The organism is Schleiferilactobacillus shenzhenensis LY-73 (genome assembly GCF_000469325.1).
Lineage (GTDB): Bacteria > Bacillota > Bacilli > Lactobacillales > Lactobacillaceae > Schleiferilactobacillus > Schleiferilactobacillus shenzhenensis.
Window position 1 is genome coordinate 20517 of record NZ_KI271593.1, and the last position, 13332, is coordinate 33848.

Here is a 13332-nt window from a genome sequence, read left to right on the forward strand (position 1 = left end):
ACTTTTCTTCCTCAGTATGGAAGAAAGGCGGAGCGGGTACATCGGACAGAAGACGGAATTTTGCATGGAGAGAAAGACGAGGACCAGCGCATGTTGACGCCAGTCCCCGTCGCTCAATTATTGTTCATCCTCGTTATCTTCATCGCGCCGCTTCATCTTGAGCAGCCCGACGCCGGCGAGTAGGGTGGAAATTAGACCGGCAATCATCAAGCCAAAGGACGTTTTCTCATCCGTTTGCGGCAACCGCGCAGCGGCTTGTTTCACTGCCTGCCCAGCCACTTGCGGGGCCTTGTTCTGAACTGTTCGCGTACTGGTGGGGGTTAACCGACTGCTGCCCGCAGTGCTTGTGTGTGTATTGTCAGTTCTCGTGTCCGGCTTGGTCGGTGTCTCAGGCACACTCGGCTTATCAGGCTTGGCCGGTTCGTTGGGTTCTGCCGGTGTGACTGGTGTATGCGGTTGGTCCGGAGTGACCGGGTTAACTGGCGGATTGGGCGTGTCCGGGATCACCGGCGGATTCGGATTATCTGGCGTCACCGGGTTTACTGGCGGGTTCGGGTTATCTGGATTCACCGGCGGTGTCGGCTCATCTTTCGGTGTGATGACATAAGTCCCCCGGCTGCCGTCGAACGTCCACACCGCGGCTGGTTGCCCGGCTTGGACATGCGCCGTTCCCGCTGGCGTCAGAATGACGTGGTACGACCCCGGCGCCACCACCGGCGATTCCTGGAATGCCAGGTCACCGGCGACAGGCTGATACGTGGTGCCGTCGGAGACCGTCACTTGGTACTTCGTGGGATCAAGCACGCCCGGTTGGCCGTCGTATACTTTACCATCGGTCCCATGGAGGCCATAGTGCAATTGCACGGCATCCTTCGTCACGGTAATCTTCGCTTGGGCTTCCTTCAGTAAGAAAAGCTGCGTCGACTGGCCGGATGCCGCGCGCTGGTCGTACGTTTTAGCCGTTACAGTATAGGTATGACCAGCTCGTTTGCCGGCATTGAATGCGGCCACTGTGTCATAAACGACACTGGGGTCCGCGTCATCCACAATTGTGACAGCCACTTGGTCGGTGGTCGCCGTGGTCGTTTCTGCCAACGGGGTGGTGCCGTTTGGATCAGTGGCGGCGAACGCAGCATCGGCAAGGTGCCATTGGGTATTGGCAGTGGTGGTGGAATCTTTCAGTGTCAAAGTCGAATCATCCGTGACTAGGATCTGGACGGGATTACTGGTCTTGTCCAGGTAATTGTAAGTGGCGATATAAAAACGCTGAATCTTTTGCCCATCAGGTCCATACGCAAAGGCGGTATGCAGATTATCGGCATATTGAAAGGCCGTGGCATTTTGGTTGAAGTCTGCCGCATCCTTGAAGGTCCGCAGAACTTGTAATCCTTTGTTCGTGGGCACAACTTCATATAGCTGGACGCCCAGGCCTGGATTAACTTTGCCGGCCGTGTCATACCAGCTCGTGATGGTCGTCTGATCGGTGTCATTTCTCACGGCACCGGCAAACCCCTGCGCCGGGTCCCAAACGTGACCCTGGGGAATGCTGGATGACTTGCCCTGGACAGCAAGGGCACCGTCCAGCACAAACGTGACATCCGTGGTGGCCACCATCGAATAGCCGGTGCTGTCCGGCTGGATGAAGCCATTCATCGCCCCCGTGCCATTGCTGGCACCGCCATCGGGGGCATTCTCAGCATACTTGCCGCCAACGCTGAAGTTGAGCGCGTAGGTTTTGTTGAGATTATCACCGTCCGGCGACCAGTTCCGGGGAAGCAGGATCATGTAATAAAAGTTCTGGCCGAGCACTCCGCGCCAAGTGGTGGGGGTACTCGGACCCTGTGCCAGATAGGGATCCTGATACGGATAGAGCGGTAAGACGTTACCCTGACTATCCCGGGTTTGATTCGCGGTACCGACGGTGAATACGTCATTCGTGGCGTCATACATCCCGCCATAATAGCCGTCGCCAAAGTTCCAAGCATTCAGGGAACCAGCCGTTTTCTGGCCAAGATGATCCGTCCCGTTGGGCTGATTGTTCGGGTAATGGACAAATTGCTGGATCACGACACCGGTTTTTGCAGTCGGCGAGGTGACCAGGGTCTCTGGCCCGAGATAGTAAATGCCGTTGATTTGAATGAGTTGGGAATCGTTGACTTTTTCTCCCGGCACTAAGGGGTTGGCCGCATCCAGAATCGTGAAGCTGGTGGAATTGTACGTCACCACATAGTGCTGGGGGAACTTGATCACTTGGCTGAGCACCTGGTCCTGCGCCGGATTCCATCCGGCAATACGGAAGCCCCCCGTGCTGGTGTCCCAAATTTCACTTTGCAGAATGCTGTTCTGGTTGCGGTAAGTCCCGAAGGAAGGGTAGTTCGCTAAGTAGTTAGAAAAGCTGAGGCTGAGTTTCGGGTTAGTGCCGACGAGCGCCTGCACTGCCGCGGGAATCGCGGTGAAGCGATTGTTGCCAAGCTGCAGATTTGTTAAATTGTGTAACTGGCTGAAGGTGGTAGGCAAGTCTGTCAGGTCATTGCCCACGAGATTGAGACTTTGCAGGTTGGTGAGCTGACCGAGCGCGGCGGGCAGGGCGCTGAGATGGTTATAGTGGGCCAGGTCCGGTTCAGTGAATACATCAGGATAGGCGTAGGTATAGGTGGTGTTACCAGTGCGCAGCGTCATATTCGGTACCGGTGTGCGGGGATCATAATTCAGGTGCACATTGTTTTCACCTCGGGGGACCGCATCAAAGAAGTCTGGATTGGCCAAATCGCCACCGCTGTTCAGATCATGGCCGAGGCCGGTGATGAATTCCTGATAATTTGCACCGTCATAACTGCCGAGATTAAGCGTCGTCAAGTGCGTCAGCTGATCCAGGTGACCGTCCGCAATATCGGTCAGGCGGTTGTTGTTCAGGTCTAGCGTCGTCACCTTTTGCAGGGAAGAAAGGTCAGGCAGTGCCGTAAAGCTGTTGCCGTGCAAGTCCAGCGTACCCGTGACGTTGGTGAGGGTGCTGATACTGGCGGGTAATTCGGTGAGCTTACCGTTATTCGTGATTGCCAGATTTGTCACGTTGTGCAGCCCGCTGAGATCACCGATGTGGGTGAGCTGCTGGTTGCGGGTGATGACCAGATCTGTGAGGTTGGTCAACTGACTGATTTCATCGGGTACTGTGGTGAAGCGATTGTCAGTGAGTGTTAACTTCTGCAAGCCGCTGAAAATACCGATACCGGTGAGGTCGGCCACGCTTTGCTGCGGGTCGGCCGTCTGGACGTCAGGGGCTTTGACCCCGTCCGGTGCGGTGGCCTCGACCATGCGGCCCAGTTGCAAGCTGGTCAGGGCAGAAATCATCGCGGGCGTCACCTGGTCCGCTCCTTGGCCCGCCGGCAGGAGCTTGGCGGTCTGTAATGCGGCGATGACCTGATTGCGGAAATTAACATCGGGAATCCAATTCGTCAAGGTGCCGCCTTGAGTACTCAACGTCTGCGCGTTCGCCAACGCATCCTTAGCGGTCACTGGTGCCTTTTGAGCTGTTTCTCCGGCCGGTGAATCTTTCGTTGGGGTTTCTTCGGTACTGGCTGTATTACTTTCGTTCTTACCGTCTGCTGCGGGAGCGTTCGGTGAGTCTGCAGCTTCAATTGTTGGCCCGTTTGGCAGGGATGCCAGGGCCTTTTCACTTGATTGGACGGAATCCGCTGGTTGTGTCAGCGGCGCACTGGTTGGCGGCACCGTCGCTGGCTCCGTCGGCGTGGTCGCGGCAGCGCTGGGGTTCAAATCCGCCTTTCCGATAGTTTCTGGGGTATGGTCGACGGTTTCTCTCTGTTCAGTGGTCGTTACCGCCGGCGCCATTGCCGGGGTAACTGCAACGTGGTCATTTTCTAATGGTGCGCTGGCTGGCTCTGGTGCCGCCAGGCCTGCGTCCCGGCCAAGCGCCAGCGACTCAGAAGTGGGATTTTCTGAAACCGCGGTGGCATTGTCTTGGCCTGACCGCAGTGTGTCTTTTGCTGGTACGGCCGTACCCGCTCCGTCAGTGGCGGCTTGGGCTCGGCCTGGGGTGAAACTGCTTAACCCCGCAACGACCAGCAGGCTCGTCCCAATAACGAGCCAGCGCTTCTTGCTTTTGTGCAGCGTGAACCGCACGATTGTTTTATTCATCCTCCCCATCCTCCTTAGATAAGGATCTGGCATGATCATACCCCTAATGTGCATTCTACCATGAATGTAACCGCTCACAGGTCAACTTTCAGAAAGCAAAATTATTGATTTTGGACAATTGAATTGGCACGAAAAATGAGAGAGAAAAGTGGCATTTTATATTGCACATTTCCGGGGAAAGGGGTAACATACCCATCAAGTTCTTAAATACGGATAAGGAAGTGCGTCAGATGACCATCGACCAGGAGATTCGTCCCGGCACCAACCGTTATATCAGCGCTGCCGGAGCGACCAGCAATCTGCCAGAATTATTGAGCCATTTTCATCGTCCCATCATTTTGACAGGAGAAAAATCCTTCGCTGTCTTCCAGGAGAAGACGCAAGCACCGCTTGACTTGCCGTTGTTTCGCTACGATGGGTCGGCAAGCGATGCGGATGCCGCCCAAATCGCTGAGAAGGCCGACCAACCCGATGTGATCGTGGCCATTGGCGGCGGCCGGCTATTAGATACCGCTAAGCTGGTTGCCGAGATCTTTGACTGTGATTACATCACGGTCCCGACACTGGCATCGAATTGTGCCCCGTACACCCCCATTGGCGCGATCTACCATCAAGTCGGCCACAGCTTTGACCGGGTGGCGTATTTTGCCCGGGCACCTTACGCGACAGTCGTCGATTGGAACATTATTGCCACTACGCCCCAGGACTACCTGATTGCGGGTATCGGCGATACCCTGGCCAAGTGGTACGAGATGGAGGGCATCACCCGGCCGCGCCGGGAAACGTTGACCGCGTTTAGTCAGCTGGGCTTCAGCGCCGCGGGCACGATTCGCAAGATCTTGCAGACGTCGGCCGTCCAGGCCGTGGCTGACTTGCAGGCAGGGCAGGTCACAGCGGACCTAGCCGCCATCGCGGACACCATTATTGGTATCGCTGGGACAGTGGGCGGTTTCGCCGGCGCCGACGGCCGCATGGCTGGGGCCCATGCGGTGCATAATGGCCTTTCTTATATTGATGAGACCCACCCGATCCTGCATGGCTCCAAGGTGGCTTATGGCATTCTCGTCCAGTTGGCCTATACCGGCGATGACGACGAGATTCAGGCGCTCCTGCCGTTCTATCAGCAGGTGGGTCTACCGACGAACCTGGCCGGGCTGAACGTCACCAGTGACGTGGCGAGGAAGAAAGTCCAAGTAGCCGAGTTCGCTGCATCGGACAAGGAATCATTCAAGCTCATCGACCCAGAGATCACCGCGGCGAAGGTCGTGGCGGCGATGGATCGTGTGGAAGAACTGACCGCGCCGGCTCAGGCTGCCGAGGCATAGGGAAGCATCCATGCTGGCTAAAGACGGACATATCGGTTAAAAAAAGCCGTTTGCTGATTTTCAGCAGACGGTTTTTCTTCATAAAATTAATGGGCCAGGGCGGCGTGGCGCTGCCCGACTTTCTTCAACACCCAGTGGTAAGCGGGCGGGACAGCTTCCCGCCAATAATCCCAGCCATGGTCGTAGTCCTGGTCTTGCACGTAAACGGTGGGAATGCCGACTTGCTGGAGGACGGTGACGAAGTCGCGGATGTCGTGAACGGGGACGGTCTGGTCACCGGCACTGGTGGCGACGTAAAAGTCGACGGCGCCGCGGCCGTGGTGGATGTCGTGGATGGGCAGCAGGGCATTGTAGATGCGGTCAGACCAGTTCTGACAGCCGTCGGTAAAGGGGTGGAGCTGCTGGCGCAGCGGCCATTCGCTGGCCACGTGTTCCCAGATGGCCGGGGAGATCAAAGCGGCATGAGCAAAAACATCAGGATAGCGCAGGGCGAAGCGGGCGGCGCCGTAGCCGCCCATGGAAATACCGCCAATCGCGTGATTGCTGGCGCCCGGCTGGATGCGGTAACGGCTGAGCATCGCCGGTACCAAGTCGTGCATCACGGCGTCTTCCATGGCCATGCCGTGGCGAGCATTAATATAGAAGGAATTGAACCCGTCGACGAAGATGACGATGAGCGCCTGGCCGGTGGTCTCAATCAGCTCGTCCAAGATGGCCTGGGAATCGATGCGTTCCAGCAGATTGCGGTGGTTGCCGTACAATCCGTGCAGCATGAACAACACGGGATATTGCTGGTCGCTGTCATTGTATCCCGCTGGTAAGTAGGCATCGTAATTCCAGTCGATCCCCAAGATTGGTGAATACACGGTGGTGGTCACCACCTGGCTTTTTGTCATGATCATTTCCACAACTCCCTTGACTTCAGACCACAAGTCTTTTCATTACCATTGTAACGCTCTGGGCAGAAAACTGGTCAGATGTGCATTTTCTGCCTGTCCCATCAGTGGTAGAATCAGGCCATACCCATATAAAGGAGTTCTTCCAATTGCGTATTAATCGGTCTAGTTGTACCGCCATGCTGGTAGGTAAAGAAGCCAGTGTGGACCACGCCACGATGATTGCCCGGAACGAGGATGCAGAGGGCGGGATTAACCCGAAGCGGCTCATTTATGTGCCTGCGCAAGCCGAGAGCCGGGAATTCGTCTCCACGTTCAACGGCTTCCACGTTCAGCTGCCCGGGGATGCTCTGGGCCACACCCTGACCCCGATGGCCGACACGACCACGGATGGCGAGTGGGGCGAGTCCGGCATCAATAGTGCGAACGTGGGCATGAGTGCCACCGAGACGGAGTTCACGAACGCCGCCATGCTGGGCCTCGACCCGCTGGTGCCCGACGGTATCGGCGAAGAAGCCATGCTCAGCACGGTCCTGCCCTTCGTCAAGACCGCTCGGGAGGGTGTTCGCCGCCTGGGGGCGCTGATCAGCGAGTTCGGTACCTGCGAGAGCAACGGCATTGCCTTCAGCGACGTGGACGAAGTCTGGTACTTCGAGACCGTCGGCGGCCACCACTGGGCGGCCCAGCGCATCCCTGACGACGCTTACGTCATCGCCCCCAACCAGACCGGTATCCAAGAGATCCGTTTTGATGATCCGGACCACTTCATCGCCGCCCCGGATTTGGAAGAATTTGCAGAAAAGAACCATTTGAACACCGCCAAAGAAGGGTTCAACTTCCGCGAGATCTTCGGCGAAGACCTGCGCAGCGACCGTTTCTACAACACACCCCGGGTGTGGTCGGCCCAGCGCCATTTCCAGAAGGATTTGCCGGAAGTGCCGGAGTCCCGCACGCTGCCGTTCATTCAGCACGCGCCGCGCAAGATTTCTGTTCAAGATGTGGCGATGGTGCTGTCTGACCATATGCAGGGGACCCCGTACGACCCCTATGGCCGCACGGGCAATGCGGAGGAAAAGAGCCGCTACCGGCCCATCGGCATGAACCGCAACCAGGAGATGCATATTCTGGAGATCCGCAACGACGTGCCGGTCAGCTACCGGTCCATTCACTGGTTAGCGATGGGCATGAACCCGTTCACCTTCCCGCTGCCGTTCTACGCGAATGTGAACGACACTCCCGAATTCTGGAAGAACACCACCAACGATGCCACCACGGAGAATTGGTACTGGTTGAACAAGATCGTGGCCAACATGGTCGATCCGCTCTTCGCCAAGCGCGACCAAGATGTCATGAACCGGATCCTGAACTTCCGCCGGGCGGGCTTTGCCATCGGGACCGGCGCCGTGGCCAAGGCGGACGCCGCTCTGGCCCAGGACGACAGCGACGCTGCCGCCAAGCTGACCGCGGCCAACGACGCCATGGCCGCGCAAGCCGTCGCATTAGCCAAGACGATGCTGACGGACGTGACTACCTTAGCGGCCGACCGGTTAACGTTACAGTTTGAGAAAGGCGGAGAGATGTAGTTTCTCACCCTAGGGAGAAAGCAGTCCGGATTCTGGGCTGCTTTTTTCGTGCCTTGACCCGTACAACAGGGTGCAATCTGTTGATTTAACGTGTTATACTGTGATCATGTATAACAAGTGTGTGACAGAAAGGGCGATTTCAATGACCAAATCTCCGTTGAAACAGGCAACTATTTCCGTCAGGATTGATCCCGCGATCAAGGCTGCAGCGATTGACAATTTGGCTAAAGCTGGTTTGTCTCTGTCTGATTATGCTCGAATTGTCATTACGGCAGCTGCTCGGGATGGTGTGCCGAAATACTTTGGTATGCCGAATGCTCAGGTGCTAGCGGCCATCGATGAAATGATTGCGGATAAGTCCGGGAAAAAGAAAATGGCATCAGCAAGCAGTGTCGAGGACTTGAAGAATCAATTATTTGGGGATGATGATGAAAACAATTAAGTACGCCAGCCTTTTTCGTTCTGAGGCGAAGAAAGTGCATCGAAGTAAACGATGGAAACCGATTTTTAATGAACCGCTGCCTATCGAAGTCACGGGAAGCACACAATATCAGGGATTGGCGCCATTCGATTTTGTGGTGGCCTTACTACAGGACGGGCAGTCTTTACCGTCCTATTTTTATGTTCATCCTTTAACTCTTCCACGGAAGACGAGGGCAAATATTGCCCGGGCGCTGAACAAGTCGGTTAATGAAGTCCAGTGTCTTGAACTGCATTTTGACGGACACAATGGCGATCATCTTCTGGTGTATTCATCGGACGACGATGCAAATATACTGTATCTCATCGCCATCGGGACGCACAGCGACATTTTTGGCTAGCTGAAAATGCTCGAATTTTTAATGGAATTGGGAAAGTGGGGCGATCGAAGTACGTAGGCTTCATAGTTAGACGATATAAGCACCAAAACGCGACATTTGTCCATTTTTCTGCTAAAACTAAGATGTATCAAAAAATGGACGTATGGGGGCATACGCCAAAGGGGGAAGGAGAATACACTGCCACGAATTGCATAATTCATGGCTTATTTGCATATTCTCAGAAAGTCCGGTAACATAGACACCAACTATTTTCGGTAAAAAAAGAAAGGACGTGGCGCTTACGGCATTTCTAGAAATTTCCCATCTGCGCAAAGTATATGGCGAAAACGTGGCAGTGAACGATTTTAACATCAAGGTGGAGCGGGGCGAGTTTATCTGCTTCATCGGCACATCCGGTTCCGGGAAGACGACCACCATGCGGATGATCAACCGCATGAACGAGCCGACCTCAGGAACGATTAAAATTAATGGTGAAGACGTGACGAAGATGGACCCGGTGAAACTTCGCCGGCGCATCGGCTACGTCATTCAAAACATTGGGTTGCTGCCGCATTTGACCATCAAAGACAATATTTTACTGGTCCCGAAGATGCTGAAGTGGGACCAAAAGCGGATGGATGAGCGGGCTGTTGAAATGATCAAGATGGCCGAGCTGCCTGAAGATTACTTAGAGCGATACCCCAGCGAACTTTCCGGCGGCCAGCAGCAGCGGGTCGGCGTAGTGCGCGCCCTGGCGGCGGACCAAGAATTGATTCTGATGGACGAACCGTTTGGGGCACTGGACCCCATCACCCGGGACGCGCTGCAGGACCTGGTCAAGGACTTGCAGCAGCGCCTGGGCAAGACGTTTGTCTTCGTTACCCACGACATGGATGAGGCGCTGAAGCTGGCGACTCGCATCGTCATCATGTCCCATGGGGAAGAAGTCCAGGTGGATACACCGGAAGAAATCCTCCGTCACCCGGCCAACAAGTTCGTCGCTGACCTGATTGGGGAAGACCGTTTGATCCAAGCCAAGCCGACCATTACCACCGTCGGCCAGATTCAGCGGCCCGCGATTTCGATCGTACAGACCGCCACACCGCGGGAAGCCTTGTCGCTGATGCACAAGACACGGGTCGATACGCTGCTGATCACGGACCCCGACGGTATTCTTCGCGGTTACGTCGACTTGGAAGTGATCAACGATAAGTTCCGGACCGCCGATACGGTGGAGGCCATCATGAACCCCAAGGTCTTCTACGTGCGCCAGAGTGCGGTCATTTCTGACACCGTGGACCGTATCTTGAAGCGCGGCTACCGGAACGTCCCGGTCGTTGACGATGCCGGCAAACTGACCGGGATCGTTACCCGGGCGGCGCTGGTGGACATGGTCTACGATGCCCTGGGCGGTGCGGCGACCAGCAACAATAACGACACCGATAAGGACATGTCCACCGACGGACCGCGCACCGACATCGGTACCACTGACGTCAAGGAAGGCGCCCAAGCCGTTGCCGATGTCGCTGACGACGCGGACACTAAGGACAAGCCCGCTAAGCCTGCAGAAAAGGAGGAGGTGCACGCCCATAATGATTAGTTTCTTTAATCAATACGGCGGCCAACTGATGCAGGAGCTAGGCGAGCATATTTACATTTCTGCCGTCTCCCTAGCGCTTGGTGTGATTGTCGCCGTCCCGCTGGGCATCCTGCTCACCCGGGCGAAGAAAATCGCCGGCTTCGTCATCGGCTTGACCAGTGTCTTGCAGACGATTCCGGCGATGGCGCTGCTGGCGATGATGATTCCCATCTTCGGCATCGGCACCACGCCGGCCATCGTCGCCTTGTTCATTTACTCCTTGATGCCGATCCTGCGCAACACGTACATCGGTATGAACGGCGTCGACCCGAACCTGCTGGACGCGGCGAAGGGCATGGGCATGAGCAACTGGCAGTCTATCCGCTGGGTCGAATTGCCCCAGGCAGCCGGCGTCATCATGTCCGGTATCCGCCTGTCCGGTACGTATGTCATCGCCTGGACGGCCTTGGCGTCCTACATCGGCGCCGGCGGCTTAGGGGACATGATCTTCAACGGCTTGAACCTCTACCGCGGCGACCTGATCCTGGGCGGCTCGATTCCGGCCATCATCCTGGCGCTGGTCGTGGACTGGCTGCTGGGCTTGGTGGAGAAGAAAGTCACCCCCGCCACGACACAGGAGGTGTGAGCAGATGATGAAACGTAATTGGCAAAAATTCACCATGCTCCTCGCCGGCCTGTTTGCCGTTGCTTTACTGGGCGGCTGCTCCTTCAGCTGGCCCGGCCTGGCCGGGACGTCTCCTGAAACTGTCAAGATCGGCTCGCAAAACACCACCGAGCAGCAGATCATGGCCAACATGATTCAGCAGATGATCCAGCATTACGATAAGAACACACCGACGACCATTCTGAATAACCTCGGTTCTGGTAACGTCAGTTTCGAAGCGCAAAAGCGCGGTGATACAGACTTGACCGCTATCCGGTACACCGGGACCGATTATCAAACTGTGTTGAACTTGAGCGGCGAGACCGATCCTAAGATCGTCAACAAGCAGGTCTTCTCGCAAATGAACAGCAAGTACCATATGACCTATTTCCCCAGCTACGGGTTCGCCGATACATACCAGTTTATGGTGACCCAAAAATTCGCGAAGGAAAACAACCTGCAGACCGTTTCTGACATCAAGCGGGTGGCGGGCGACATGCGCGTCGGGATCGACCAGATCTGGGCCAACCGGAAGGGTGACGGTTACTCCGCCTTCAAGAACACGTACGGCTTCGGCTTCGGCCACGTTTATCCGATGCAGATTGGCCTGGTCTATGACGCCTTGGATGCCGGCAAGATGGATGCGGTCCTCGGCTATTCCACCGACGGCCGGATCCGCAGTTACGATTTGAAGCTGCTCAAGGATGACAAGCATTTCTTCCCGCCTTATAACGCCAGTGTCGTGGTCAACAACAGCACGCTGAAGGCCCATCCTAAGCTGAAGGGCATTCTCTCCCGCTTGAATGGCGAGATTAGCTTGAAGACGATGCAGACGCTGAACTATAAGGTGGACAACGACCTGGTCGAACCAGCCGTCGTTGCCCAGCAGTTCCTGAAACAGCACAACTACTTTGAGAAAGGGGCGAAGTAACCGTGAAAGACATGAATCTTTGGCAGCAGCTGGTGTATTACTTTACCCACAACGGCCAATACATCCTGGACCAGTTCAACCGCCACTTTCTCATTTCCATCTACGGTGTGATTCTGGCCGCCATCGTCGGCATTCCCATCGGTATCTACGTCTCCCGGCATAAGCACCTGGCGACGTGGGTCATCGGCGCAGCCAACGTGATCCAGACCACCCCGTCCCTGGCCATGGTTTCCATCATCATGCTGGGCCTCGGTCTGGGTGTGAACACCGTCATCTTGACCGTGTTTCTGTATTCCCTCCTGCCGATTATCAAGAACACCGATACCGGGATGAGAAATGTGAATCCCGACGTCCTCGACGCGGGTAAAGGCATGGGCATGACTCGCTGGCAGATTCTGCGCCAGATCGAGCTGCCGTTGTCCCTGTCCGTCATCATGGCCGGCCTGCGTAACGCGCTGGTCCTGGCCATCGGGGTCACGGCCATCGGTTCCTTCGTTGGCGCTGGCGGCCTGGGCGACATCATCATCCGCGGGACCAACGCGACCAACGGTGGGGCAATTATCCTCGCTGGTGCGCTGCCGACGGCGTTGATGGCGATCATCTCCGACATGGTGCTGGGCTTCTTGGAGAAACGGTTCGCGGCAAGGACGCAGTAATCCTGTGGCCGGCTGGCTGGGCCCTCCGCCAGGGGCCGGCGACGCGAAGCTAGTGCGGAGCCGGTACTGCGCAGCTAGGGGTGGGCACGACTTGAAGCCCGCGCAAAGTGCGCGTGGTCTCCAAGCTCGGCCTTGGTCTAAGCGGGCAAAGACCGCCCGCTAAGACCAATATCACCACTGAGGCCCCCTGGCTCCGGGCCCAGCCAGCCTACGTTCTTCGCAGAATCCAACATTCCACTTATCGTAAACCAACGAAACTGCATAATTAATGCAGAGCCAGTCAAGCACACCATTTTCAGGAAAGTTGCACACCCGCCCGCGATTTGGTACCATCAAGGCAATATATTTTCCAGTGAGCGTCACCTCAGTAAGGACCTCTGCCCCTGTTCAGAAAGCAAGCGGTACTGCGAGCTTGCCAGTCAGCGGTCCTGAATTACAATGACGCAGCATCACTGGACGGTCGTTGATCGTTATTCAAACGAGTTGGTGCGAAGGCACAAACTGGGTGGTACCGCGGCATTAGAGTCGTCCCAATACTTTGTTGTATTGAGACGGCTTTTTTTATTTCCCGCGTCTTCCTAGTATGCCACTATGTGTCGCTTTGTTGGGATGGCAACGTCCTAGCACGACAAAAGGATGACGGAGGGCGAGCGGGAAGGGGCTCAGTGGTGAAATTGGGGGCGTGACAAAACTCGTATTCCAACATGACTGAGTGCCAACGCGTAGCAAGCGGAGGCAAAACGGGC

10 protein-coding genes are annotated in these 13332 nt (G+C 56.0%); 8 read left to right on the forward strand and 2 right to left on the reverse strand.

The annotated features are described in order from the left end of the window. Positions 1-117 precede the first annotated feature (117 nt). A complete protein-coding gene (locus L248_RS09385) occupies positions 118-4152 on the reverse strand; it encodes an LPXTG cell wall anchor domain-containing protein (RefSeq protein WP_022529962.1) in 4035 nt (1344 codons plus the stop codon). Between the two features lie 230 nt (positions 4153-4382). On the opposite strand from L248_RS09385, the gene L248_RS09390 reads away from it, so the two are divergent. Further along, positions 4383-5477, forward strand: a complete 1095-nt coding sequence (locus L248_RS09390) for an iron-containing alcohol dehydrogenase family protein (protein WP_040536001.1) — start codon at positions 4383-4385, stop codon at positions 5475-5477. Positions 5478-5563: 86 nt separating this feature from the next. On the opposite strand, the gene L248_RS09395 is transcribed toward L248_RS09390, so the two are convergent. Continuing rightward, a complete protein-coding gene (locus L248_RS09395) occupies positions 5564-6379 on the reverse strand; it encodes an alpha/beta hydrolase (protein WP_051999971.1) in 816 nt (271 codons plus the stop codon). A gap of 173 nt (positions 6380-6552) precedes the next feature. Here L248_RS09395 and L248_RS09400 point away from each other — a divergent pair, with 173 nt between their 5' ends. The 7 genes from L248_RS09400 (at position 6553) to L248_RS09430 (ending at position 12586) form a co-directional block, all read left to right on the forward strand. After that, positions 6553-7956, forward strand: a complete 1404-nt coding sequence (locus L248_RS09400) for a C69 family dipeptidase (protein WP_022529965.1) — start codon at positions 6553-6555, stop codon at positions 7954-7956. Positions 7957-8098: 142 nt separating this feature from the next. Then, on the forward strand, positions 8099-8398 hold the full coding sequence (locus L248_RS09405; RefSeq protein WP_040536004.1) for a type II toxin-antitoxin system RelB/DinJ family antitoxin: 300 nt from the start codon (positions 8099-8101) through the stop codon (positions 8396-8398). Continuing rightward, positions 8379-8777, forward strand: coding sequence for a type II toxin-antitoxin system RelE/ParE family toxin (locus tag L248_RS16335; RefSeq protein ID WP_022529967.1), 399 nt, complete (start codon positions 8379-8381; stop codon positions 8775-8777). Before L248_RS09405 ends, L248_RS16335 begins: the two co-directional genes overlap by 20 nt. Positions 8778-9072: 295 nt before the next feature. Next, a complete protein-coding gene (locus L248_RS09415) occupies positions 9073-10356 on the forward strand; it encodes a betaine/proline/choline family ABC transporter ATP-binding protein (RefSeq protein ID WP_081701284.1) in 1284 nt (427 codons plus the stop codon). Beyond that, positions 10349-10981 carry an ABC transporter permease gene (locus L248_RS09420; RefSeq protein ID WP_022529969.1) on the forward strand — a complete coding sequence of 211 codons (633 nt, stop codon included), beginning with the start codon at positions 10349-10351 and terminating at the stop codon, positions 10979-10981. The genes L248_RS09415 and L248_RS09420 overlap by 8 nt, the downstream gene beginning before the upstream one ends. Positions 10982-10985: 4 nt before the next feature. Further along, positions 10986-11930, forward strand: a complete 945-nt coding sequence (locus tag L248_RS09425; RefSeq protein ID WP_022529970.1) for an osmoprotectant ABC transporter substrate-binding protein — start codon at positions 10986-10988, stop codon at positions 11928-11930. Positions 11931-11932: 2 nt separating this feature from the next. Then, the gene (locus L248_RS09430; RefSeq protein WP_022529971.1) at positions 11933-12586 is read left to right on the forward strand and encodes an ABC transporter permease; all 654 of its coding nucleotides are present in this window, start codon (positions 11933-11935) and stop codon (positions 12584-12586) included. The last annotated feature ends 746 nt before the right edge of the window (positions 12587-13332 follow it).